Here is a 22,143-nt window from a genome sequence, read left to right as displayed (position 1 = left end):
CTCCTATACCGTGCTCAATACAACGAATTTCCCTTCGGTCCGCAGGACGGCGACCCGATCCCCGGCTTCCAGCGTCAAGCCGCTCACTGTGATATACTCGTTTGCCGGGATCTCACCGCGGATGCCGTCCACTTCAAGCGTGAGCTCCGTATTGATGATCCGGCCGAACAGCGAGCCTGCGCCGCTGCGGTTGGCTTTCGCCACGCTCTTCGTGTGTCCGTTGAGGATTTCAAAGAGCATCTGAATATTGTTTTTCAATCCATCACCCCACATGGACGCATGTGAGCGTCATCATTTTTTCATCGCTTCGGATCTTCCGGCTGACGCCGGTCACGAAAAAGTCTCCGACCATGTTGCCCGCTTCGACATGCACCTTGTCCCCTTTGCGGATCCACGGGATATCTATTGCGTTCACCTCAAATTCGACCTTCGGCGCACCATTTTCATCGATCTGCGTGTTGGCTTCCTCCTGTGCATCGGAAAGGCTTTTATCCGTGTCTTTTTTCTGAATTTTCTGGATCGTGCCGTATTTTGCGGTATCGCCAGTTACAACAGCCTCGGTATTGCTGGCGCCGCTGTCGTCTGTTGAGCCGAGGATCTTGATTTTGGTCACCACACCGTCCATTGTCGTCCGGCTCCTGGTGTCGGTCACGGTATCCAGCTCATGGAGCTTATATGCCGTTGTGTTCGCGCCGAACGGCGCGATATCTATAATGTCCTCGCGGGAACGCATAACAAAGCGCGTTCCTTTCTGCTTTTCGACTGCACCCAGCAAGTCACTCAGGAAAATGTCGCTCAGCGCACCCTCAAGCGTCAGCTCCTCGTGCGTGATGCTCTCATAGGTGTAGTTCTGCTTGACGCCCCAATCTTGGCAGATACTCGCCGTGACCGCGCTGGTCGCCATACCCGACGAAAAATACAGGCTGTCCTCGGATTCCTGAAAGAAGATCAGGTTATCGTAAGCCGTGACAGAAAGGATCTTTTCCAGCTCGCTGCTGTACTCGATTTCCCAGATATACCCACGGAACACCTCTTTGGGGCTGTCCCCGTCATTTGCATACAAAAACAGCCGGTCCATCGCGCGGATCAGCTGGTTCATGTATTTTGTTCCGTTCAGGATGTTGAAGAAGGATACCGTCACCCGCTGGGCGAGCTGGCCGTCCGATTCGTCCGTTTCAACGCCGTCCATCAGGTTGGTAATGTTGTAGCGCGGGCCGTCCTTTGATACGATGACCGCGCTGTAGTCCGGATCAAGTTTGCTTGCCAGAAAAATCACCTCATCCAGGCGTGAATCTTTTATCAAAAATATACGCATTGATTTAACACGTATAATATGGTATACTATTACCATAAGGGAGGGGTATGAAGATGCCGCTAAAACCAAGGGAAATGGAAAAGATAATCTTGGCAGATGGCTGGATATTCAAGTCACAGGAGGGTTCTCACAGGCATTACACGCACCCGGTCAAGCCCGGAAAAGTTACGATCCCATTCCACGCAAAGGAACTTACAAAGTTTGTTGAGAGATCCATATTAAAGCAGGCGGGGCTGAGATAAGCCCTGCCTCCATGCAAGGGAGGATTTTGTTATGTTATCAATTTACCCAGCGTGCTTTTTCAAGGAAGATACCGGCTATTCTGTCGTTTTTCCTGATTTAAACCATCTGGCAACTTGCGGCGATACGCTTGACGAAGCCATTGGGATGGCTGTTGACTGTCTTGCAGGTTATCTGTATACCCTCAAAAAAGAACATCAGGAAGCTCCGAAGCCCTCCGATATGAGCAGCATTGACCCTACCGCTGTTGCAGCGGATCTTGACCTGCCCGCCGGTGAAGCATTTGTCAACATGGTGGCTGTGGATGTAAACGACTATGCAAAGACTCATTTTGAGCGTTCTGTCAAGAAAACGCTTACCATCCCCGCCTGGCTCAACGAAGCTGCATTGGAAAAAAACATCAACTTTTCTCAGGTGCTACAGGAAGCGTTGAAGGAAAAGCTGCATACTATTTAAGGGAAAATCGCCAACTATATGCAGGAGTAATCGCCATGTTCAACCCACATCCCGACATCGCCCCGCTGCTATGGTATGGGGACGGACCACAGAAGAACTGGGACTATCCGGACTACCCAAGCGATCCGCCCAACCTCGGCGGGCATACGCATGAAGTAGCGCATGCCGTCTTTGATCTGGACGGCGGGCGTCAAATGATCTGGGAGTTCCATGACAACACACGCGAACCAAGCGCGATCTTCTCTGCCCTGCCGGTGTATCAGGAGGAAAAAGTCCCTCCCATGCCGGGCTATCCGCGCTGGTTCAAGCTCACACCCGGCCAGCGTTGGAACTATCTGCGGTATCTGGAAAACCCATATCAGTCAGTCGAGATCGGCTATGCCTTTCTCCTGTACTACGGTTTGGAGCGGCACCTGTATTTCGGAAATTATCATGCCGCTGTGCCAGTGATTTTCCGCATGCGCGGGATACTGGATCACCCGTCGTTCTGGTTTTACTCCTCCAATGCGCTGATGATTGCCGCTTACCGGCGCGAGGATCAATCCACCATGCGCCGCGTGCTTGACGATTACGCGACACACGCCGGGGACTTCAACCTCTGTATGTGGGCGCACGTTTCCGCCGGGAAGCCGCTGTCCGCGCACGAGCTGATCCTGTATCGCTCTAAATTCGGATTCCGCAATGCGCGGTACATCCGGTCGCAGCCGGAAGACTTCGAACGTGCGCTTTTGGATTTTCTGCGCCATGAATACGGCTGTGCCGGGCTCCCTTACACCGGTCCGCTGTTTGACCTACCCGACGCATGGATCCCGGCCGCCGCAAACTGGACCATGTTTGGCCGCTGGGGTTTCGGCCCTGATTTCACACAGGACGCAGCATTCACCGCCGCAGGGAAATCCGCGCTGCAAGCTGCGCACAATCAAATCAAAAAAGCGCGAAAGCCGTCCGCATGAGGGCGGCTTTTTTCATTTCCGGATCGTCAGCTTTGTCCCGGCATAGATCCAGTGTCCCTGGTCGCTGGAAGAGCGCCCGTGCTGCTTTGCCGCGTTCTCGATCGCTTCCCGATTGGCATTATAAATGGTATCCCACTGGGCGCCGTCGCCAAGGAACCGCTGCGCGATCCCCCACAGGGTGTCGCTGTCGGTCACCGTGTAGGTTTTCTGACTGCTTTCGGTTTCCGACCGTGTAGTCTGGCCTTGGGCTTCCTGTGCAGCGGCTGCATTCTCTGTATTGGCAGATGTGCCGCTTGTCTGCGCTGCAGGCTGTGTCGTATTCACGCTGATCTGCCGCGCGTCCACAAATGAGATACTGTACTCGTAATCCCCGAACGCGCCCTTGTAGTCGACCGAATAATCCTCAAGGTATACATCGTGGTTGATCGGCGTGCCGGTGACAAGCAGGTGCAGCGGTGTTCCATAATCGCGCCACGCGCTCCAGATCTGCTGATACCACAGCGGATCCTGCCATTCGCCGCGCTGCAGGATATCATCCCGCCTGCCCTCGCCGGGAAGGAGCGACTTCCACGCATATGAGTGGATATTCGCGCCGGACGGGATGTATACTTCGCCGACTTTGAGAATCTCATACTTGGCAAAGCGCGTTCCATTCGAATCGAACGTAATGGATTCCGGTATCCACGGAATGCGCATCGAGCGTCCGCCCGTCTTTTCTTCGATATAGATATCGGTATCCATTTACGCCCTCCTCGGTGCGTTCTGCGCCATGACGCGTGCAACCTTGATGAACTCGCCTGCGACGATGTCGGCAGCCTCGGCCGCCCGTGCGCGGATCTCCTCGATCACGTCGCCAGTCGCGCCGGTCACCTGGATGTTCACGCCGCCGAGCGATATGCTGATACTGTTATCTGTATCTCCGCCGCCTACTTCCGGCGTGACATACTGGGATGCTCCGACCGCCTTATCCTCGTCACCGACGATCCCGCCATTGAAAAAGCCGGGGATACCCAGCGCATTGCCCGCACGTTTCCACAGCTCGATGCCGCGGTCCCGGCGGTGCGCGCCCAGAGGGATAACCGCCTCTGGCGTACCTTCCTCAGCCAGTGTATAGACGCCGTACTTGCTGACGATACCGCCGGCGGCCTGATGACCATCTGTGCCGCCGCCCGTAAGCAAATTGTATTTCTGCATCAGGTTTACGCCTATCGTTTTTGTGATCGACGACGGCGCAAGCGCAGAACTGTTAAAGTTTCCGGTCGAATAGCTGTAGAACGGCACAACGCTCACATTCGGATTCGCCGTAACGCTCCAGCCGTCGCCCATTTCAGACGGGTCAAGGTCGGTGTCCAGGTATTCATAGAACGGGATAACGCCGACGTTTGTCTGTGCCGTTGTATACCGCGCCATGAGCATGGCCTGGATCTGCGCGGATGGGTCGACCGGGTTAATCTTCAGGTTCGGGTCGATCTCGGTGTCTACCGGCGCCGTGATCGAGAGGCTGTTCAAATATTCTTGCAGGCTGTCCAAACCACCGGACAGCGCCGTGTAGAAGTCAATGTTCGCAAGGTAATCCGTCAGACTTTCCGGGATCGCCTGACCGGCTGCGGCGAACTCCGCTGCAATGTCTTCGATCTGTGCAGTCGTCGGCCTCAGCTGGTTCAGCATGGATGTGACCGACTGCGTGATCTGCGGATCAGCCGCGGCCGCGGACATCGCGTTCATCATGCTGCCGGTAATGCCCTGCTGGAATGCATCGGCAATATTGTTGCCCATGGACAACGCCAAGCTGGGGACAGAATATGCAAGTGCATCCGTTGCCAAATTGGCAGCGTTGGATGCGTAGTTTGCACTCCTTGTCTGCCGAGCCAGACCGGCAGACTCTGCTGCACGGCTTGCTGCGTTCTGTGCGCGGCTCGGGTCGAGCTGGTTGGAGATCCACTGCCCTGCAGTGTCCCCGCCGAACAATGCACCCAAGCCGCCGATGCCCGCACCAATTCCCGCGCCGATCGCGGTACCGAGGCCGGGTACGATCGAACCGATTGCCGCGCCAAGCCCTGCACCTGCACCGACCATGCCGAGCTTTGTGCCTGACTTGACGCCGTAATCCCTGCTTTCCTTTCCATCCGTCTGGATCGAGTGGATCAAATCACCGAGTGCGTCAACCACGCCCGCAGCGCCGATCAGATAACCGCCGGTCGACAAGCCGCTGAGCAGCCGCGACACTACGCCGCCCGCTCCTGCCGCTTTTCCGGCCGCACCAGCGCCCGCAGCACCTGGAAGGCCGCTGCCGCCCGTGCCGATGCCCGCACCGTTCACGTTCACAACACCTGCGGTAACGGTCATGGTCCCGACAGCTCCCGCGCCGCCCGCGCCCGACCCGCCGCGCAGTCCCTGCCACAGCTTGGACAGGCCGGCCGCGCCCAGAACAGTCGAAATCAGCGGGTGCTCGCTGACAAACGAACCGAGCGCACCGGTGATGCCATCCCACAGCCATCCGGCGAATTTTGCGCCCGCATCGGTCACCATCTGATTGCCGCTCTCATTCCACCAGCCGGAAAATGGCTCAGCAATCAGTTCATCCCACGCAAAGGACAGCTTGCCGCCAAGCGAAAGGCTCTGAAATTCCGGATCATTCAGGATATCCCGCACCTTGTTGATGCCGCTGATGGCGAAATCGGAAAACGCACTGCCAATCTGGATACCGATCTGGCGCGCCTGCTCCCCAAACGCAGTAAGCTGATCCTCATTATCGACCAACTGATCCTTCAGATACTGCAAGCCGTCGCCAAATCCCTCGGATAGACCTTCGCCCCACGGCAGCTCAACGCCCATTTTCAGCGTCGTGCCGATCTGATCCATCATCCCGCTGATGGTTTCGTTGGCGGTGCGTTCTGCCGTCCCGGCAAACTCGCTCATACCGCCGATAATGCCGCGCACAGCATCATCCACACTGACCGCGCCGTCCTCTACCATCTCACGCACCTGCGCTGTGCTCACGCCGAGCGACTGGGCGAGATAGTCCCAGCCGGAAACGCCCGCTTCGGTCAACTGCAGCATTTCCTCGGCATAGACACGGCCTTTCTGCCGCATCTGGCCCAGTGCCAGGACGACGCTGCTGATACCGGCTTCCCCCTTGCCCATCGCCGCAGCCCAGTCGCCGATATTGCTCAGGTCGGGCAGGATCTCGTCCCGCTGCCAACCTGTATTGAGCATCAACTGCGCCTGCTGCGCGATCTGCATGGTGTCGAACGGGGATTTCTTGTCGAACGCATAGATCTCGTTCATGAACGATTGCGCCGCCGCGTCCCCGACGAGCTGCGTGGAGAACGCCATATTCAACTGCTTGATCTGATCGGACAGCGATACCGGCTTTACTACGCCGTAGTTCACTGCCGCACCGGTTGCTACGCCTGCAATAAGCGCCTGCACGCTGGTCAAGGCAGACAAAATACCGCGGAGCGGCCGCGTCGCGTAGTCCGCGATCTTGACCGTCGCCCGCCATGTCTTACCCGCGATGCGCGCGCCGGCAGATGAGATGCGGTTCAGCCGGCTCGTAGCCTGGTCCACCACAGACACGGTCACCTTGAAGCCGGATTTCGCCTTGCCCGCAAACTGGTCGAGTTTGGACAGCATTTTGTCGAGCTTGGTTGTATTGGGGTTGAAATTCATCTTGACACTGGTGGACTTCTTTGCCTTTTTCTCAAGGCTGTCCAGCGCCTTATCCGCCTTTTTAGCCCCGGCAGTCACGTTGTCTGTAAACCGAGCCTCAACTTCAATATTTGGTGATAATCGCCTCGTACTCCTCGTCGCACAGAGCGGCGGTCATGTTGCCGCCCTGTATCACCGTGTCCCCCAGCTCGAACCGCATCTGATCCTTCCCCTTGAGGGTGATCATGGACGGGTCATAGGTATACGTCGAGGCCATTATGCCTCACCCGCTTTCTCCTTTTCGTCATCGGTCTCGCCTTCGTCCTCGTCATTGGCTTCGGCCTCGGCCTCGGCATCAACGTCCGAATCATCAGTGGGAAGGTCCTTGAGGGCCGTCTTGACGCTGCGCCTGCTGTCGCACGCCGCAATGACCTGACGCACATTCTCGCGCTGTTCGGTCTGGATTGCAGCAGCGGCGTCCCGGCTGTCTGCCTGCAGGATGTCGAAAACCGCCTGCAGCTCCTCCGCCGAAAAGCTGATCTGTGCGCCGTCGATGGTGATGGCAATATCGGTTGCGCCGGCGTCCGCTTCCCTGCGCGCTGCCAGCGTGCCGAGAGCGACCTGTCGCTTGCCGTCCATCACCGCGCTGCCGGGTACGGTCTCCCCGATCCGGTACCGCTGTCCTGAAAAAGTGCAGGGGCGCAGTGCGATATAATCCATATCGCGCACCCCCTTATACGCAGGCCTTGAGGAACACGGCCAGATCGTCCGCGGTCTTGTGCATGTCGTACGCCATCAGGCCCTCGATGAACTCGGTGTGCGTGCCGTTCTCACCCGGATACTGGGTCACCGGCATGAACTGGCCGTTGTTCAGCATATCCCAGGTGAACGTATAGCCCGCGCTCGGCGCATCGATCGCCGGGGTATCGGTCGCATAGCACAGCAGCGCCGCATCCGAATCGCAGATGTACTGGATATCGTCCGCCTGGCCGTAACCCGCAGCATTGTAAACTGCGGACATGCGCACAACGCGGTCAATACCGAACACAATCTCAAGCACATGCTCGTTGACGGTCGCCGGGTTTGCCGTGCCGCCGCTGTACTTGACGCGCTCCAGGATCGCGGGGTGGTTCTTCAAGGCGGTGAAGGTCTCCGCACCAAGGCCGAGGCGGTTCGGGCGGCGGCCAGCGGACTGCTCCACCTCATCGCACAGCTGGTCGATCAGGGTGACTGGATCGCTGTTCTCATCCGAGAACTTGACAAACTGATTGGCAGACGGAGTAGAAGCGACGCCCGTCCATTCGTTGCTCCACGCGCCGGCGACAAAGAAATTCTCGGCGAACAGGCGGTCCAGATGGATCTTCATCTGTTCGGCGACGAAACGCACCTTGGCGCGACGCGGGTCAGCGAACCACGGCGCGCGCTGACGCTGGTAATTCAGGGATTCGATCTCGTCGATACCCACGATCACCTGATCCACCGTGCAGTGGTACAGATCGGTATCATGAGAGAATACGGCGGGATTTACCTTGCCGTACTGCGGCTTGGGCTGCACGTTGTCGCGCATCAGGTCGCCCTTGCCGAACTTGTAGTAGTACGAAGTGGAAAGCTGCACCGGGCAGAGCGGGAACATCTGGCGCGCCGCAAAATTGCGGTCGTCCTGAAAATACGCAAGGCCCATGTTGGACAGCACCATATTGGGCTGGAACGAACCCTTGCGAATCTCCGCCTCCAGTGCGCGTGCATTCATCTTGTTCATCTATGTCACACTCCTTTTAGCCCGCGGCAGCGAACGTGCCGCGCTCAACGATCATGTGGAAATACTGGCCGGAAGACGCGGCCTCCATCGCGACGCCGATCGTGCCGCCGTCAGCCGACGCCTTGACCAGCGCCCCGTTTGCGTCGCAGGCAAGCACATCGCCCGTCGCGATCGTACCGCCCGCCAGCGCGAGGGTCATGTCCTTCCAGACGATGTCGACCGGGTCACCCTGCTCCAGCGCCTGGTCATTGGTGACCGGAACGATGCCGACCACTGCGTCCGCCGCCGTACCCAGCACAAGCTGGCCGGACGAAAACTTGACTGCCTTGCCGCGCGGATTGTCGATCTTCGCGCCTGCCTCGCCCCGGAAATACGGGCTGGTGTTTACGGTATCGCCGAAATACATCTTAGTTGCCCTCCTTTTCAACCTGTGCTGCCAGTTCAGGGTTCATCTCGAACACCTTGTCCAGCGCCTGTGCATGTGTCAGCTTGGGGTCTGCCTTCATGATCTCTGCTGCCTTCTCGCTGGCCTGCTTCATCGCGTCGCCCGTGCCGTGGCCGGTCTTGCCGATCTCGGTGAACAGCGCAGACTTCTCGACCGCGTCCACCGCAGCGTCCATCACGCTGATCATCTCGTCGTAGGCCGGTGTACCCTTGAGGCTCTTGAGCACCGGGACGAGCTCCTCCGGTTTTTTGCCGATGGCCTCATACTTCTTTGCCACCGCCTCCAGCTCGCGGTCTTCCTGTGCGTCTACCGCCTTGCGCAGGCGCTCCAGCTCGGCCTTTACCGCCGGGTGGAGGCCCTTGTAAATGTCGTCGTCCTGCGCGCCCGACGGGTAGCTGCTCGCGCCCTTTGCCAGCAGCGCGTCAAGCGTCGCCTGCTCCTCGACAGTGAGCTTGCTCTTATCAATGTTCATTCCTTTTTTGCACCTCGCTTTGTCTACGTCCGGCTCCGCGCCCTCGTCCAGTGCCGGGGGGAGCGCCGGACCATTTCCTACTGCGCCGTCGATCATGTTGTCCACCGCCGCACGGAACTGGTCAAGGCTCTCGCGCAGCATGGCCTTCTTGTCGTCGGCGCCCATGTCGCTTTCGAGGATGGATTCAAACGAATCATCCAGCGCATAGCTGAACTGACGCAGATTTTCGCGGACAATCTTTGCCTCCTTTGTCTGGTCGAATGTCTCCGGCGCGCCCTTGGTCAGCCAGTCCACAAAGGACTTGAAAACGCCCTCGCGCGCAGGAACGTTCGGTGCGGACTTGAAGAGTTCAATATCCGCATGCTGGTTTGCGCCCTTCGGGACGAAGTCGACGCTGTTCAGCTTCATGTTTTTGAGCTTGTTCATAATTGCTCCTTTCAGGTGTATTAGAAACGGTCATCTGCCGTTTCTGACGATGTCTGCAAAGGTCCTGGCGGACTTCTCTACCGGCTCGCGCTCGCCGCGCCCCTCTATCGAGAACATAGTGTAGGTACCGTCTTTGATCTTCTCCCACGCTTCATCATCATCGACATAGAAGCCGACCCACCAGCCGAGCGGTACCGTACCCTCCGGGATGCGCATGGCCTTCAGCTTTTCCGGCGTGAAGACGCAGCTCTCCACCAGGCGCGCCTTCTTGCGCAGGCCCTGATCATGCATTTCCCCAGCGTCGCGGAAATCCAGCACATACTGGTATGCCGCCTTTTCCAGTTCCTCCGGGTCGATCGCGTCGCCCTGCAGATCCTCGACCTGATCGCCGTCCACGGTCACGGATACGCTTGCCCAGCCGAATACCAGCCGCTGGTCACCGTCTGATTTCAGGATATGAAACATCGCTTATCACCTCCTCATCTTCGTAATACACCGCGCACCGGCAGGACGGATGCGCCGGCGGTGTGCGCCGGATGCCGGGCTCCTGCAGTTTGGTGCGGAACGGGAAATCATCATCGATCCCAAGGCGCATGCCGTCCAGCGTGCCGCAGACCGGACAGACACGCTCGTCATCCGCGGTACTCCAGACCTTGACCGGATTTGTCATGTACCCCTGTTCCTGCGCCTGTTTGACACCCTGATAGGATCCCTGATTGTATGCAAAAGACAGCTCCGTGCGGGCGATATTGTACGCCCGGTACCGGTGCTGCCTTTCTGCGTATTTGATTGCCTGCTCGCGCGCTTTTGCCTCTTTCATTCCCGATTCGATCGCGTTCTCATAATAGCGCATGTTGGAGAGGGTCTGATCGCGTGTCAGGCCGACCATCGTCCGGATCACATGGGAAAGCCCGTCCACGCCGAGCCCGTCGAGCTGTGTCGCCCGCTCGATCACTGCCCGCAGGCCCTGCATCTGTGTATCCGTCACCTCGGTCACAAACGCGGCTGCACGGCTGCGCGTCCATGCGGCTACACCCTCCGACATGGGGTCGAACACATACCCGCTGAACCGCGCCTTGTATGCAGCCGTCGATTCGTTCATCGCCTTCAGCCATTCCGGGTACAGGTATTCCATGACGAAGGCTGCATACTCCTCGCGCCACTGCTCCGCGTATTCATCGCTCAGGCCGCCGGACAGGATCGCCTCGCGTATCTCCCTGTAGGTGATGTCCTTCTGCTGACTGTCCCACAGGCGGTACAGCACGCGGACAAGCCCCGGCTCATTCGTATCCAGGAAGGAACGCAGCTTTTTCAGCGCATCATTGCGGCGGAATGCTTTTCTGATCAAAGTGTTCATTCTGTATCACCGGGCAAAACCGCCCCCTGGTCTGTCTCAGTTATTTTGGACGGGCGGTCAATGGACAGATCCGCCGATCCGCTCTCAGTCGTCAGCCGTTCGGGCAGCCCGGCCTCGCGTCGCACATAGTCCTCGATCTGCTCGTCCGGCTGGAGGATGCCCGCCGCCGATGTCCGCTGCAAAAACTCGCCCAGCACGGACAGGTCCTTATCCTCGATATCGCCGTGTACCATATGCGGGTAATCCGTGATCCCGGCGAACGCGGTTCGGTTGAGTTCCATCAGCCGGGGAATGCCCTGGCTGTTGAACACGTCGCAGATCACATCGAGATAGGTGCCGACTGCAAGTGCGAATATCTTGGTCTTGTTCGACGCCAGCGCGAACGACCCGACCGACTGCTGCCCGAGCATGACAAAATCCGCAAGCACGGTCGTGGCGATGCGCTTGTCATATCGCTCGATGATCGCGTTTGTGTCCACGGCCTTGCTGGTGTTGCCGGTCAGCAGCTCGAGCTTCCAGACGTTTTCCCCGCCAGGCAGGACGATACCCATTTTGCTGTCCTGCTTGATGCCGGTGACGATATCCAGCCCCCAGTCCATCGCCGCCTGCGCCTGCTTATCTTCCGCGTCCCACAGGTGCAGATCGTCCGGCGCATACAGCACCGGGAAGCCTGCAAGGTTGCGCTCGATACCGATCCCCTCGATCTCCTGGATCCGGGTCTTGAAATACCACGACCGGTACGCCGTGCGCAGGATCGACCGGCCTTCCGGGTTATTCTTCACACTGGTCGTGCGGAAGTGCAGCGCCTTTTCCAGCGGGATGGTGAGCACGCCGAAGTCCGGCGGCGGCATCTGCGACATGCCGGTGAGCGCGTCTGTACCCGGCCTGTACTCCCAGCGAAACAGCGTGTCCTGCGCGCGGATCGGCAGCTTGCTCCAGCCGATCAGGCCGTCATCATACTTGCTCGAGAAGTCCGGGTCGCGCTTGTGTCCGTTCCGCCGCTTATAGCAGATCTCGTGATAACTCCAGCCATAGGTGAGGAACGAAAGGATCTCGGCCAGCGTATCCTGCCATGTGTTTGCCATGTCGTACAGGCAACTGTCCACGAACTCGGCCGCAGCCCTGTCCGTCTCAGACGGACCGCCCGGCTCGATCGTGAAATCCACCTGCCGCATCAGCATCTGGATCGCAAACAGGATCGCGCCCACCGTGTCGTCGTTCTCCGACATCTGGTAGTAGGTCTGGACGCCGCGCGTGCCGCGCAGTTCGGGCAGGAATTCCTCGAAAAACATACCTGCATACCGGTATTGGCCAACACGGCCGTATTCGTATCGCAAGCGCGGTCACCTCCTCCAATAAGATTTTTGCGCCGGCATCGTGGTCTTTGGGATAACCGGCTGCCGTTTCCCGGTCATCTGCTCCGCAACGCCCGTTGTGGCGTCCGGCGCGTCGTCGTGTGCGTTTTTGCCCTCGCGCTGGTATTTCACCATCGCGTCAAAGTATTCCGGCCAGCGGTCGCGCCAGTTGACCGGGAAATAAATATGGTCCTGCACCCACGTTGCATTGGTCATGATGCGAGCCGTCTTGTTCTCGCTCTGGTGGAACCACTCGATCCGGCAGCGGTTGGAGCCCAGTGCGTCCAGCTCGCGGCCGACATTGCGAGCAAACCCGCGGCCGCCGTTGTTGCTCTCGATCAGCGCATGGGTACAGCCGGTCTCGACCAGCCGCTTTGCTGTTTCCGGTTCCGTGACCTCCATAGGCGCCTTGGTGTAGTACACGTCCAGCACATACGCCTCGTGGTTGTACGCACCGTAGGTGATCGAGCACAGATAGTCCGATCCGGTGTCCGCCGTGTCGGTATAGTTGCTGATCTCCGTGAACAGCGGCCGCCCCTGCGCGTCCCGCGGGACATCGTCGTAAGTTTTGAAACGGCTGTATAGCCGTCCCTTGAGGTCGATCGGCTCCTGCTGGTAGTTGGCGGACGCGATCTCCGGGGACATGGCGCGTATCTTCTCGTCATAGTCCGCGTGGGTGAGGATCGCGCTGCACAGCATCGTGCCGTCGTCCTGCATGGCTTTCATCGTGACGTGCTCTGCATCCGGCCAGTGGCGCAGCGCACGGCCGGCAAGGTCGCCCGTCGCCCAGCGGGTCATGATGATAATGATCTTGTAGCCGGTCTCGGTACGCGAAAACATGGTATCCGTGAACCACTGCCACTGTTTTTCGAGGATATTCTCGTTGAAAGCCTCCTCAGCCTTCTTGATCAGATCGTCGATGATCAGGATGCTCGCGCCGAAGCCGGTTGCCGTGCCGCCGGGGGACGTCGCCAGATAGCTGGCATACTGCCCTTCGAGCGCCCACTTGCCCGCGGCCGCCTCGCCGTACTTGATGCGGGCATCCGGGAAGATGTCCGAGAACACCGTGCGGTTCGGGTCGAACTTCTCCTCCGCAATGCCGTCCCGCACCGAGCGGGCAAAGGTTGTGGATAACGTCTCGTTGTAGCTGCCGGTCATGATCTGTTCGCTCGGATCGCGGCCGAATAGCCACTGGGACAGTAAAACCGCCGTGCGGCTTTTGCCATGACGCGGCGGCATGTTGATCACCATGACCTTGCGGTCACTCTCGCAGAACGCCTGCAAGCGGCTGCACAGCTCTTTCAGGTATGGGCGGTCTTCTCGGTAGAAGTCCGGCGCCATCAGCTTGCAGTATTCCCAGAACTCCCGGCGTGCCAGCTCAAGACGGGCGCCGCGGCGGATCGCGGGGTCAACCATCCGATCCCGCCAATTTGCGCAGCTCCTCGGTCGTCAGGCCCGCATACGGGTTGACGTCCACGCTGCCAGAATGCTGCACCTTCTCGACAAAAGCGCCGGAAGCCCTTGCCCGCAGCTCAGACGCTTTCAGCCGGTTCTTTGTCATCTCGTCTTCATCGCGCATTACACTGGTCCAGAACTCATTGATTTCCTCCATATCAGCAATACGCGGGGTTTCGAGAACGGCATCGCGGTCTGCGATGTAATCCCCAAGTTTCCCCAAGTTTTCACTGCCAATATTCTGGAATGCCTTATCGCTTTTTGCTTTATACCCGGCGAGACGTGCCGCCTCTGCCGCCGTATTGCCTTGCTTGTAGTAATCGATCCACGCTTTTTGTTTTGCTGTCAGGTTTGGCACAGTATCACCGTCCTTTGTATTCAGACGCAGAAAAGCACCCTCAAGTGAGAGTGCCTTTCCGGATTTGGAGATAAAAACATGGATAGATGCTGGTTGCAGAGGCCGGATTCGAACCGGCGGCCTCAAGGTTATGAGCCTCGCGAGCTACCACTGCTCCACTCTGCCGTATGCCCCTTGCGGGGCATCCCTCTATGCCAACAGGCACGAAAGGCGTATGCGTCCTCTCGGACGATGGGGCGCACGGCCGGTAGTGAGCCGACCCGCCGTCCCACAGGACAGCTTGGCGTCATGCTGTGCGCGTATTGCCCGGATAACCCGCCGGGCGCGGGTGTGGGTTCTGTCAATTCACTTTTGAGAGGGCATCTGACTATCTCCCCGCCCGCCTCATGCAGCGTTTGGGACATGTCCTCGCCCCGCTGCTGCAGGACGGGTAAAAAAGAGGGGATGTGAAGAAGAGGAATGCAGGTCTCGTTTTCACCCTGCATCTTCACGCTACCTATTTTACACGGTAAGTAGGTTCGCGTTAGGCAAATATTTATGGCAGGTCTAAATATTTTTCTACGAGCCGTATAAACTCCGAATTCCAAGAGTGCGCCGTTCTCTCGCTCACAGGCACACACATTGCAGCTCCAAACAATGTATGTGATCTCTTCCAGTACACTCGATCAATCAGTTCAATCCGTTGCCTGCCCGACTTCATCTGCTCCGTATCAGCAATTGCGGCTCGCACAGCATCATAACGCCGCTGCTCCTTATCCGTCAACCTGTTAACGACTGCCTGCTCCACCGGCCGGCCGGGCGTATTTCCACGCCCGCCGGACGGTCCGTATGTAGCCGTGACAGCCTGAGGGCCGGTGCTGTTGGCCTTCCGCTCCAACGCAGGATACGACCGGATGATCCGCTTGGTGTACTCCCACCAGTCTTCTCGTTGTCTCATTATTGCTCCTCCCTTGTGTTTTCAAGTGCTCTTTGTTAAACTATAGTTTGCTGAGGTCGACATACCTGATCTGAAAAGACTTCATCGATACATTTTTCGATATGCCGGCGCAGCGCTGAGCGCTCAAGGTCTCTATCCGCCCCATCAAGCGTTATAATAACGCCTTGAATGGTGAGCGCGCCTTTCTTTTCGTCACGAAGCTCGTCCACTACTAACCGGATGAGCTTTTTGCTTAGCTCTGTCACTGTTGTTTCACCTCCTTGGCTTCGACTAAAATGCAAATTTACAGATCAGCACTGCAATGAAAATTTCTGCAATACGACAGATTGCCTCCAACAGGATACGCTTGTATTTTGCAACCTGTTCGCGCTTGCAGTCTCGCATGATATCGCGCTTCACTTCATCCCTGAATTGGCGATACCTTTCCTTAGCCGCCCAAATGTCTAATATGTCTTTGACTCTGTCGTCAAGCGATTCGGTCGATTTCGGCGGCGATGGCGGAATATTCATTGACTTCACCTTCCTTTCGCTTGTCTTGTCCTTCCCCGCCCCATCTGTTAAAATATGTAGGGGTGAAATTATGAGGATTGTTTCAATTTCAGAGATCTACGCTTTTGTAAGTTTTTTAGGGGCTGTTATTGCGATCGTAGTAGCTACAATTGCTCCTTGGCTGGCCGAGCGCGCCAGATTTAAGGGTAATCTGAAACTTCGACAGTCCGAGCTGATGTTTTCGGAAATGGCATCTGCGTATCAGGAGCTATTCGTTGCCTGTGATACTTTGTTACAATCTGATACGCCGGAGAACCGAAACAGGGCTTCCGTCTGTGTCAGCCGGGCAACATTATTCGCAGGAAAGCAAACGCAGCAAGCAATGAAGCATTACATTACCCTGGTTCACACATATGTCGAACTGAACCATTCGAAAATTCCTCCAGATAACATACAAAACAGTATGGATAAGGCTCGAGCGGACATGATTGCTTTAATGCAGCATGACCTGAGATCAGCCGTACATGCAAAGCAAAAATAAAACTCCAAAAGCTATGACCAGACCAATCGCCCAACAAGTAACGCAGATGTTAAAAAGCATCCCGTCATCGCAATCTCTTTTTGTAAGAATGACAATTCCTGCAGATGCACCTATGGTAATGACCATATTGAGCAAAGATACAATCATTAAGGCTTGCAGCGGATAGTCACCTCTTCCCCTGCCGCATCGCGGCTTTCTACTGCGCACTCGTCTGCTTCCAGTTCGAGTAAATCCGGTACAATTTCCAGGGTCAGCTTCGGAATTTCGCCAGCCTGATGGTGAAATGTAAAGGCTGTTATCTTGTCGGACACATTTTTACCGTCAATCAGCACCTTAGCGAACGAACCGAAATCTTTTATCTTGACTTCTGGTAGTTTAGGCATCTCTTTCATCTCCTTTACTTTTTCTTTGTTTCTGTGTCCAGCCCTCGCTTTAAAGGCTGGCGCACGATCTCGGCATACGAACACCGGACAAACCGGTCATTCTTTCTGCGGAAGATCACTTCTTAAACGCATCAATATATTGACCTTTTGCATTTCTTGTCACACTACATATTGACAAATCAATATATGAATATTAAAATGTAAATGTAAGGTCTTTTGGCCTTACATATCTCCATCCCCCGCCGTCAATCCATATATCCACTCCCGCTCTTTCAACGTGAGGAGGTGATATCATGCGAAAGACAATTCGAGTGCGGGTTTCCTCCTCGGTTCGACGAGTAGGAAATACCATTCGCGTAGAGCACAAGGTCTCTAATGGCTCTTCTACGCGAACCATTCGCAAGACTATTCGTCCTAAGTAGTCCTCTGTGATGGACAAGGCAGTCAGTACGCCTTTGCTGGCTGCCTTTTTTATTCAACTATCGCCTGCAGCAAACAGATCATCCAGTGTACAATTAAGTGCTTCGGCAATTTTGGGAACATAGTCCGCTCGGATAATTTTTCGTCCGTTGAGCATATCTGTGAACTGCTGTTCCGTGAATCCAGAGCGTTCGGCTACAACTTTTTGAACCATTCCTTTTTGCGCAACCACTTTCCGAATATTATTGGCTACGTTCAATCTAAAACCTCCTTCACTTGCCTTCGTTTCATGCGCCATAAAGCACCTTTTCAAGATACTTCTCAGTTAAAAAAAATTTCATCTATTTGCTCCGGCGCAAGATCAAACAGCGTAACCATGCTTTTAACTTCACCAAGCGAAAACTCTGCATTATCAGTCCCATTCAATTTGGCATTGAATCTCGACAAACTTATGCCGATTTTATTGGCTACATCCTCTTGTGTCATGTTATGCTCTTTGATCTTGCCCTTAAGCATATTCGCGTTCAAAATCAATCACCTCTTTTCACCTTTTCAAGATACATATATCTTATCACACTTTTTCATTTTGTCAAGATACTTTTTATTGACTTTTAGATTTTTTATGTTATTATTAAGATACACCGCAAAGGAAGTGAGAGTATGACAATCGGTGAAAAAATAAAGCTTCAGCGAAAAGCACTTGGACTTACCCAAACTGAATTAGGTGCAAAGCTGGGGGTGCAAAAAAATGCGGTCAGCAAATGGGAATGCGGTCGCGTTGATGATATCCCCAGTTCAAAAATAAAGGCGATGGCACAACTCTTTAATGTTCCCCCATCATACCTAATTGACGATAATAGTTATTTTACGCCACCCACTGTTACCGATGATGTCACGACATTTTATATACAGACGAACGTCGCCGCCCACTATAACGCCATCTCCGATGACGCGACGCTGGAAGGCGACAAAGTTGAGGTGCCGACCAGCTACCTTCACGGGCGTAAGCCAGAGGAATTTTGCGCAATGCGCGTCAATGGCAACAGCATGTATCCCCAATTCCATGATGGCGATGTTGTTATTGTCCTCAAGCAGGCGACACTTAATCACTCAGGTCAGATCGGTGTGATATGCTACGGTGATGAGCAAATGACAATTAAACGGATTAACTATGTTGATGGAGAGAATTGGCTGGAGTTGGTTCCGCTGAATCCTGAATTTCCGCCAAAGCGTATCGAAGGTGCCGACCTAGAACAGTGTAAGGTCATTGGGCTTCCGCGCATACTGATCAGGCACTTTGAATAAATAAAAAAATCCCGCCCACAGCCGAAGCCGCAAGCGGGAGTGCTCCTATATAGAGTGTATGAAATACTGTTGCATACCAAATACAATATTTGTATAATTGAAGTGAAGGTTCGTTATGGGCGATAAACTGGTGCAATCGCTCATTAAATGTGAAAAAATCATAACGGTCAAACCCAAAAAGGGAATGTAGCCTGATAAACGTAATCCATATACGATGCGAAATGATTTTACCTGCACTTCTATAGATGGCAGCAAACGCTTTGAAGTTTTCTTCAGATATAATACTATTATTTCTCATCTTTTTTCTGTAGGATTACGTTATCGTTCCGGTGAAGGCACTGTGATATTATGCCGCTATAATGGTAAGCATGAGCATAAAAACAAAGTGGCTGATCACAAGAAATTTGATGACTTCCATATTCATCATCTTTATGATAAGCAATTATCCGATGAAACATCGAGCGTACTTGATGCCGAGACAACTGATCGATATATTACGTTTGACCAAGCGCTTTTAGCTCTTCTCATTGATTGTAATATCAAGGACTGGCAAGCTGTTTTTCCTGAGTTAGAAGCAAAAGCTACGCAGATTTCATTTGAAGGGATGTAGTCATATGTTGAATACTGAATTTTTAGCAAAACAGTTTAATGGACACATCCGTTTTGAGCCAGTCTCGTCCGGATTATATCAAATTAAAGCGCCATTTTACCATGAAGACGGTGATATGATGGATATATTTCTCCGCGACACTGGCGACGAGCTTCAAATTTGTGATTTCGGTGCATCTTTAATGCGGCTATCATACACTTTTAATATCGATACGGATCATAAGGAAAAAATATTTAATCAAATTATAACCAATAATGGCGTTTGCAATGAGAATGGTAATATCACTTTGCAATCTTCATATGATACTTTCTTCAATGACCTTATGCAATATCAAATGGCCATCTCCAAAGTAACAAACTTAGATATATTAAAGAAAGAGCAAATTTCCAGTCTTTTCTTTGAATATTTGTCCCAATTTGTTACTATGCAACTGAGCAAATATTACAGCAAGATAGAAACATCCTATCATCCTACCAATGAAGCATATCATATTGCTGATTATGCGATTTTGGATAATCCTGATCGTCCCCTTTATATTCTTGCTGTAAAAGATAGCCTCCAAGCAGCACGTGCTACTTCGTTTTGTCTCAGACTATCAAGTCTCAAAACCTTCCATACATCGGTTGCCGTATATGAAGATATGGACGCTCTTATTTCTCGGGACCGCAATGCTTTAACAAATGCTGTAGATAAACAGTATTCAAGCTTGTCGGATTTTGAAGCAAATGGTCAAGAATTTATTAATCGTATGATTGCTTAAATAAAAATCCCACCCTGGTGTTGGCGCACCAGAGCGGGACATGGGTAGATGAAAAGATTCGCACTCCAATCATCTACCCTTATTTTACTATACTCAAAACCAGATGTAAAGTAAGGGGGCATAGAATATGCCAAAACCGAAAAAAGGTGCGGACGGTTACTACCGCCGCTATTTCCGTGTGGACGGTATCGAATATTCCGTCCGCTCTAAGGACTTCCGCGCGCTTGCAGAAAAGGAGCAGAAAAAGCGGGCGCAGCTCGCGGAGCAGGCGCAACCATCTACAGACAAGATGACCGTGCAGCTCTGGGGCGATGCCTGGCGTAAAGCCTATACCACCAATCTGCGTAAAGCATCACAGGAACGCATCCGCGGCTTGCAGCAGAACTACCTGTATCCGTTGTATGGACCTGTCAAGATCGGCGCGGTCAAGCGCATTCACCTGCAGAACCTACTAAACGATATGGCGAAAACTCGTGCCAAGGACACGGTAAAGCACATGCTGCAAATGCTGATCGCTATGTTTACAGCCGCTGTCGAAGATGATATAATAAGCAAAAATCCGGCGGCCGGGTTGACAATGCCCGTCTGCCGTCCTCCGTCCACGCACAGAGCGATTACTGAGCGTGAACGAGTAGTTTTACTTGAAACCGCAAAAACGCACCCTATGGGCATTCTCGTCCAATTCCTGTTGTATACCGGCCTGCGTCCCGGAGAAGTTCCTCCGCTGACTGGCGCCGATATAATCAATGGCTATATCCGGGTCAACAAGGCGCTGGAAGCGCGTACGAACGAGATCAAAGAGACTAAGTCAAAAGCAGGCTCCCGCATGGTTCCGGTAATCCCGCGTCTTGCAGTGATCCTGCCAGACGCACTTCCCCATCAATACTTGTTCCCGCAGCCGCGCGGCGGACTGATGACCAAGACCGTCATGCGCCGGATGTGGCACAGCTTCGTACTTGCAATGAATGAAACTGAAGCTGAGATGGTGGAGAAAAAACGGCTTCCTAAACTGAAAGAGCAGCTACCGCCCATACAGCTATACGATCTGCGCCATACATACTGCACTGATCTCGAGCGTGCGGGCGTGCCGATCAATGTCGCTGCAAAGCTGATGGGACATTCAAGCGTCAAGGTCACCGAGCGCATCTACACGCATACTGGAGAGGATATGCTGCAACGTGCCGGCAGTCAGTTATCTGCCTTCTATGGTGACGGTAATAGTGACGGTAATGATGCGGTGAATCGCGGTAAAAAAGCCGCTGAATCATAAATACATCAAAAGAGCCAGTATCCAATAATAAGTTCACAATAAAGCAAAAAAACACCGAACACAAGACTATACATCCTGCATCGGTGCAAAAATCATGGAGCTGCTGACCGGATTTGAACCGGTGACCTCATCCTTACCAAGGATGCACTCTACCTACTGAGCTACAGCAGCAAAACAAACGGCGAACAATGTCGCCGTTTATTGGCGACCCGGATGGGACTTGAACCCACGGCCTCCAGCGTGACAGGCTGGCGCTCTAACCGACTGAGCTACCGGGCCGAATATAAAATTTGGTGGGCCTTCGGGGACTCGAACCCGGGACCGACCGGTTATGAGCCGGTTGCTCTAACCAACTGAGCTAAAGGCCCATATTAGGGATTGACAGCACTTTGCCGCCACAATATATGGTGGCGGCAAAGCCTTATCTGATGGCTCCTCAAGTTGGACTCGAACCAACGACCCTGCGGTTAACAGCCGCATGCTCTACCGACTGAGCTATTGAGGAATATCGAGCGGATCGAAGAGATCCGCTATGTGCGCATCGAGTTATCTTTCCGGGCCGTCGCCAGCCAAGTATTGTCACCGTAAACGAGCTTAACTACTGTGTTCGGAATGGGAACAGGTGTACCCTCGTCACCATTGACACGCACTATATGAGAAACGCTTTCGCGCTTACTCGCTTTATTAACATACCATACCGCTCTCCATCTGTCAAGTAACAAGATGGTGACCCGTGGGGGAATCGAACCCCCGTTTGCGGCGTGAGAGGCCGCCGTCTTAACCGCTTGACCAACGGGCCATTTCAGCCGGCTTCCCGGTATGCCTGGCACCACTGCGGGACTGCACGCTTTGTCCAATCCCACAGCGCACCATTCTGGTACACCATCACGGGCTCGAACCGTGGACCCACTGATTAAGAGTCAGTTGCTCTACCAACTGAGCTAATGGTGCATACTTTTCTTTGAAAAGATAAGCTATGCAGAAGAAACTTCATTTGCGCTTCCGCGCCCGTCTCTCCGCTCTTTTCTTTCGCAGAAATTTGAAGATTCACACCTTCAAAACTGAACAATAACTACGGCAAGCTAAGAGTTTGTTCTGAGATTGCCTCTAATTTTTGAGGTCAAGCCCTCGGCCTATTAGTATCAGTCCGCTGCATACATTACTGCACTTCCACTCCTGACCTATC

29 protein-coding genes, 7 tRNA genes and 1 rRNA gene are annotated in these 22,143 nt (G+C 54.2%); 9 read left to right on the top strand and 28 right to left on the bottom strand.

What is annotated here, in order from left to right; all coding sequences use genetic code 11:
- Positions 1 to 3: 3 nt before the first annotated feature.
- Entirely contained in the window at positions 4 to 258 is a 255-nt protein-coding gene (locus tag ACTQ3V_RS09025) for a hypothetical protein (RefSeq protein ID WP_441467215.1), read from the bottom strand.
- A gap of 4 nt (positions 259 to 262) precedes the next feature.
- On the bottom strand, positions 263 to 1,303 hold the full coding sequence (locus ACTQ3V_RS09020) for an XkdQ/YqbQ family protein (RefSeq protein WP_441467214.1): 1,041 nt from the start codon (positions 1,301 to 1,303) through the stop codon (positions 263 to 265).
- Positions 1,304 to 1,368: 65 nt separating this feature from the next.
- Between ACTQ3V_RS09020 and ACTQ3V_RS09015 the strand changes: the two genes are divergently transcribed.
- The 3 genes from ACTQ3V_RS09015 to ACTQ3V_RS09005 are packed head-to-tail and all read left to right on the top strand — an operon-like array spanning position 1,369 to position 2,964.
- Positions 1,369 to 1,557 carry a type II toxin-antitoxin system HicA family toxin gene (locus tag ACTQ3V_RS09015; RefSeq protein ID WP_441467213.1) on the top strand — a complete coding sequence of 63 codons (189 nt, stop codon included), beginning with the start codon at positions 1,369 to 1,371 and terminating at the stop codon, positions 1,555 to 1,557.
- 31 nt (positions 1,558 to 1,588) lie between these two features.
- The gene (locus tag ACTQ3V_RS09010; protein ID WP_441467212.1) at positions 1,589 to 2,011 is read left to right on the top strand and encodes a type II toxin-antitoxin system HicB family antitoxin; all 423 of its coding nucleotides are present in this window, start codon (positions 1,589 to 1,591) and stop codon (positions 2,009 to 2,011) included.
- 35 nt (positions 2,012 to 2,046) lie between these two features.
- Positions 2,047 to 2,964, top strand: coding sequence for a TerB N-terminal domain-containing protein (locus ACTQ3V_RS09005; protein WP_441467211.1), 918 nt, complete (start codon positions 2,047 to 2,049; stop codon positions 2,962 to 2,964).
- Positions 2,965 to 2,976: 12 nt separating this feature from the next.
- Here ACTQ3V_RS09005 and ACTQ3V_RS09000 read toward each other — a convergent pair whose 3' ends face one another.
- From ACTQ3V_RS09000 to ACTQ3V_RS08925, 16 genes are all read right to left on the bottom strand, one after another.
- On the bottom strand, positions 2,977 to 3,705 hold the full coding sequence (locus tag ACTQ3V_RS09000) for a LysM peptidoglycan-binding domain-containing protein (RefSeq protein WP_441467210.1): 729 nt from the start codon (positions 3,703 to 3,705) through the stop codon (positions 2,977 to 2,979).
- Entirely contained in the window at positions 3,706 to 6,714 is a 3,009-nt protein-coding gene (locus tag ACTQ3V_RS08995; RefSeq protein ID WP_441467209.1) for a tape measure protein, read from the bottom strand.
- A gap of 25 nt (positions 6,715 to 6,739) precedes the next feature.
- Positions 6,740 to 6,892 (bottom strand): hypothetical protein, encoded by a 153-nt coding sequence (locus tag ACTQ3V_RS08990; RefSeq protein ID WP_441467208.1) that lies wholly within the window; start codon positions 6,890 to 6,892, stop codon positions 6,740 to 6,742.
- Entirely contained in the window at positions 6,892 to 7,335 is a 444-nt protein-coding gene (locus ACTQ3V_RS08985; protein WP_441467207.1) for a hypothetical protein, read from the bottom strand. The genes ACTQ3V_RS08990 and ACTQ3V_RS08985 overlap by 1 nt, the downstream gene beginning before the upstream one ends.
- A 13-nt stretch (positions 7,336 to 7,348) precedes the next feature.
- Positions 7,349 to 8,374 (bottom strand): major capsid protein, encoded by a 1,026-nt coding sequence (locus ACTQ3V_RS08980; RefSeq protein WP_441467206.1) that lies wholly within the window; start codon positions 8,372 to 8,374, stop codon positions 7,349 to 7,351.
- A gap of 16 nt (positions 8,375 to 8,390) precedes the next feature.
- Entirely contained in the window at positions 8,391 to 8,801 is a 411-nt protein-coding gene (locus ACTQ3V_RS08975; RefSeq protein WP_441467205.1) for a hypothetical protein, read from the bottom strand.
- The gene (locus tag ACTQ3V_RS08970) at positions 8,782 to 9,717 is read right to left on the bottom strand and encodes a hypothetical protein (RefSeq protein ID WP_441467204.1); all 936 of its coding nucleotides are present in this window, start codon (positions 9,715 to 9,717) and stop codon (positions 8,782 to 8,784) included. Before ACTQ3V_RS08970 ends, ACTQ3V_RS08975 begins: the two co-directional genes overlap by 20 nt.
- 30 nt (positions 9,718 to 9,747) lie before the next feature.
- Positions 9,748 to 10,182 carry an XkdF-like putative serine protease domain-containing protein gene (locus ACTQ3V_RS08965; RefSeq protein WP_441467203.1) on the bottom strand — a complete coding sequence of 145 codons (435 nt, stop codon included), beginning with the start codon at positions 10,180 to 10,182 and terminating at the stop codon, positions 9,748 to 9,750.
- The gene (locus ACTQ3V_RS08960) at positions 10,154 to 11,074 is read right to left on the bottom strand and encodes a phage minor head protein (RefSeq protein WP_441467202.1); all 921 of its coding nucleotides are present in this window, start codon (positions 11,072 to 11,074) and stop codon (positions 10,154 to 10,156) included. The genes ACTQ3V_RS08965 and ACTQ3V_RS08960 overlap by 29 nt, the downstream gene beginning before the upstream one ends.
- Positions 11,071 to 12,411 (bottom strand): phage portal protein family protein, encoded by a 1,341-nt coding sequence (locus ACTQ3V_RS08955; RefSeq protein WP_441467201.1) that lies wholly within the window; start codon positions 12,409 to 12,411, stop codon positions 11,071 to 11,073. Before ACTQ3V_RS08955 ends, ACTQ3V_RS08960 begins: the two co-directional genes overlap by 4 nt.
- 6 nt (positions 12,412 to 12,417) lie before the next feature.
- A complete protein-coding gene (terL, locus tag ACTQ3V_RS08950) occupies positions 12,418 to 13,845 on the bottom strand; it encodes a phage terminase large subunit (RefSeq protein WP_441467200.1) in 1,428 nt (475 codons plus the stop codon).
- On the bottom strand, positions 13,838 to 14,242 hold the full coding sequence (locus ACTQ3V_RS08945; protein ID WP_297274777.1) for a terminase small subunit: 405 nt from the start codon (positions 14,240 to 14,242) through the stop codon (positions 13,838 to 13,840). Before ACTQ3V_RS08945 ends, terL begins: the two co-directional genes overlap by 8 nt.
- Before the next feature lie 90 nt (positions 14,243 to 14,332).
- A tRNA-Met gene (locus ACTQ3V_RS08940) sits at positions 14,333 to 14,407 on the bottom strand.
- A 370-nt stretch (positions 14,408 to 14,777) separates the two neighbouring features.
- The gene (locus ACTQ3V_RS08935; RefSeq protein ID WP_441467199.1) at positions 14,778 to 15,179 is read right to left on the bottom strand and encodes a hypothetical protein; all 402 of its coding nucleotides are present in this window, start codon (positions 15,177 to 15,179) and stop codon (positions 14,778 to 14,780) included.
- Between the two features lie 35 nt (positions 15,180 to 15,214).
- Positions 15,215 to 15,424 carry a hypothetical protein gene (locus tag ACTQ3V_RS08930; RefSeq protein WP_441467198.1) on the bottom strand — a complete coding sequence of 70 codons (210 nt, stop codon included), beginning with the start codon at positions 15,422 to 15,424 and terminating at the stop codon, positions 15,215 to 15,217.
- A 25-nt stretch (positions 15,425 to 15,449) separates the two neighbouring features.
- Positions 15,450 to 15,689, bottom strand: a complete 240-nt coding sequence (locus ACTQ3V_RS08925; protein ID WP_441467197.1) for a hypothetical protein — start codon at positions 15,687 to 15,689, stop codon at positions 15,450 to 15,452.
- A 70-nt stretch (positions 15,690 to 15,759) separates the two neighbouring features.
- Here ACTQ3V_RS08925 and ACTQ3V_RS08920 point away from each other — a divergent pair, with 70 nt between their 5' ends.
- Positions 15,760 to 16,209, top strand: a complete 450-nt coding sequence (locus tag ACTQ3V_RS08920) for a hypothetical protein (RefSeq protein WP_441467196.1) — start codon at positions 15,760 to 15,762, stop codon at positions 16,207 to 16,209.
- A gap of 146 nt (positions 16,210 to 16,355) precedes the next feature.
- Here ACTQ3V_RS08920 and ACTQ3V_RS08915 read toward each other — a convergent pair whose 3' ends face one another.
- The gene (locus ACTQ3V_RS08915; protein ID WP_441467195.1) at positions 16,356 to 16,592 is read right to left on the bottom strand and encodes a hypothetical protein; all 237 of its coding nucleotides are present in this window, start codon (positions 16,590 to 16,592) and stop codon (positions 16,356 to 16,358) included.
- Between the two features lie 293 nt (positions 16,593 to 16,885).
- Between ACTQ3V_RS08915 and ACTQ3V_RS08910 the strand changes: the two genes are divergently transcribed.
- Entirely contained in the window at positions 16,886 to 17,014 is a 129-nt protein-coding gene (locus tag ACTQ3V_RS08910) for a hypothetical protein (protein WP_441467194.1), read from the top strand.
- A gap of 53 nt (positions 17,015 to 17,067) precedes the next feature.
- On the opposite strand, the gene ACTQ3V_RS08905 is transcribed toward ACTQ3V_RS08910, so the two are convergent.
- Both ACTQ3V_RS08905 and ACTQ3V_RS08900 read right to left on the bottom strand, forming a co-directional pair.
- The gene (locus ACTQ3V_RS08905) at positions 17,068 to 17,271 is read right to left on the bottom strand and encodes a helix-turn-helix domain-containing protein (protein ID WP_441467193.1); all 204 of its coding nucleotides are present in this window, start codon (positions 17,269 to 17,271) and stop codon (positions 17,068 to 17,070) included.
- Between the two features lie 62 nt (positions 17,272 to 17,333).
- Positions 17,334 to 17,540, bottom strand: coding sequence for a helix-turn-helix domain-containing protein (locus ACTQ3V_RS08900; protein WP_441467192.1), 207 nt, complete (start codon positions 17,538 to 17,540; stop codon positions 17,334 to 17,336).
- Between the two features lie 132 nt (positions 17,541 to 17,672).
- Here ACTQ3V_RS08900 and ACTQ3V_RS08895 point away from each other — a divergent pair, with 132 nt between their 5' ends.
- From ACTQ3V_RS08895 to ACTQ3V_RS08880, 4 genes are all read left to right on the top strand, one after another.
- Positions 17,673 to 18,317 carry an XRE family transcriptional regulator gene (locus ACTQ3V_RS08895; RefSeq protein ID WP_441467191.1) on the top strand — a complete coding sequence of 215 codons (645 nt, stop codon included), beginning with the start codon at positions 17,673 to 17,675 and terminating at the stop codon, positions 18,315 to 18,317.
- Between the two features lie 214 nt (positions 18,318 to 18,531).
- Positions 18,532 to 18,927 (top strand): hypothetical protein, encoded by a 396-nt coding sequence (locus tag ACTQ3V_RS08890; RefSeq protein WP_441467190.1) that lies wholly within the window; start codon positions 18,532 to 18,534, stop codon positions 18,925 to 18,927.
- Positions 18,928 to 18,931: 4 nt separating this feature from the next.
- Positions 18,932 to 19,687: a DUF1828 domain-containing protein gene (locus ACTQ3V_RS08885; protein ID WP_441467189.1), complete on the top strand. Its 756-nt coding sequence runs from the start codon at positions 18,932 to 18,934 to the stop codon at positions 19,685 to 19,687.
- A gap of 127 nt (positions 19,688 to 19,814) precedes the next feature.
- Positions 19,815 to 20,957 carry a tyrosine-type recombinase/integrase gene (locus tag ACTQ3V_RS08880; protein WP_441467188.1) on the top strand — a complete coding sequence of 381 codons (1,143 nt, stop codon included), beginning with the start codon at positions 19,815 to 19,817 and terminating at the stop codon, positions 20,955 to 20,957.
- 95 nt (positions 20,958 to 21,052) lie between these two features.
- Here the strand turns inward: ACTQ3V_RS08880 and ACTQ3V_RS08875 are convergent.
- The 7 genes from ACTQ3V_RS08875 to ACTQ3V_RS08845 form a co-directional block, all read right to left on the bottom strand.
- Positions 21,053 to 21,128: transfer RNA gene (locus ACTQ3V_RS08875), tRNA-Thr, on the bottom strand.
- A 31-nt stretch (positions 21,129 to 21,159) separates the two neighbouring features.
- Positions 21,160 to 21,236, bottom strand: a tRNA-Asp gene (locus ACTQ3V_RS08870).
- 12 nt (positions 21,237 to 21,248) lie between these two features.
- Positions 21,249 to 21,325: transfer RNA gene (locus ACTQ3V_RS08865), tRNA-Ile, on the bottom strand.
- A 61-nt stretch (positions 21,326 to 21,386) separates the two neighbouring features.
- Positions 21,387 to 21,462: transfer RNA gene (locus ACTQ3V_RS08860), tRNA-Asn, on the bottom strand.
- Between the two features lie 28 nt (positions 21,463 to 21,490).
- A 5S ribosomal RNA gene (rrf, locus tag ACTQ3V_RS08855) occupies positions 21,491 to 21,607 on the bottom strand.
- 74 nt (positions 21,608 to 21,681) lie between these two features.
- A tRNA-Glu gene (locus ACTQ3V_RS08850) sits at positions 21,682 to 21,756 on the bottom strand.
- A gap of 76 nt (positions 21,757 to 21,832) precedes the next feature.
- Positions 21,833 to 21,908 (bottom strand) — tRNA-Lys (locus tag ACTQ3V_RS08845).
- Between the last annotated feature and the right edge of the window lie 235 nt (positions 21,909 to 22,143).

This window comes from Candidatus Agathobaculum pullicola, from assembly GCF_052117205.1.
Classification (GTDB): Bacteria; Bacillota; Clostridia; order Oscillospirales; family Butyricicoccaceae; genus Agathobaculum; species Agathobaculum pullicola.
Note: the sequence above shows the minus strand (reverse complement) of the source record. Positions and strands in the feature narration are given on the sequence as shown.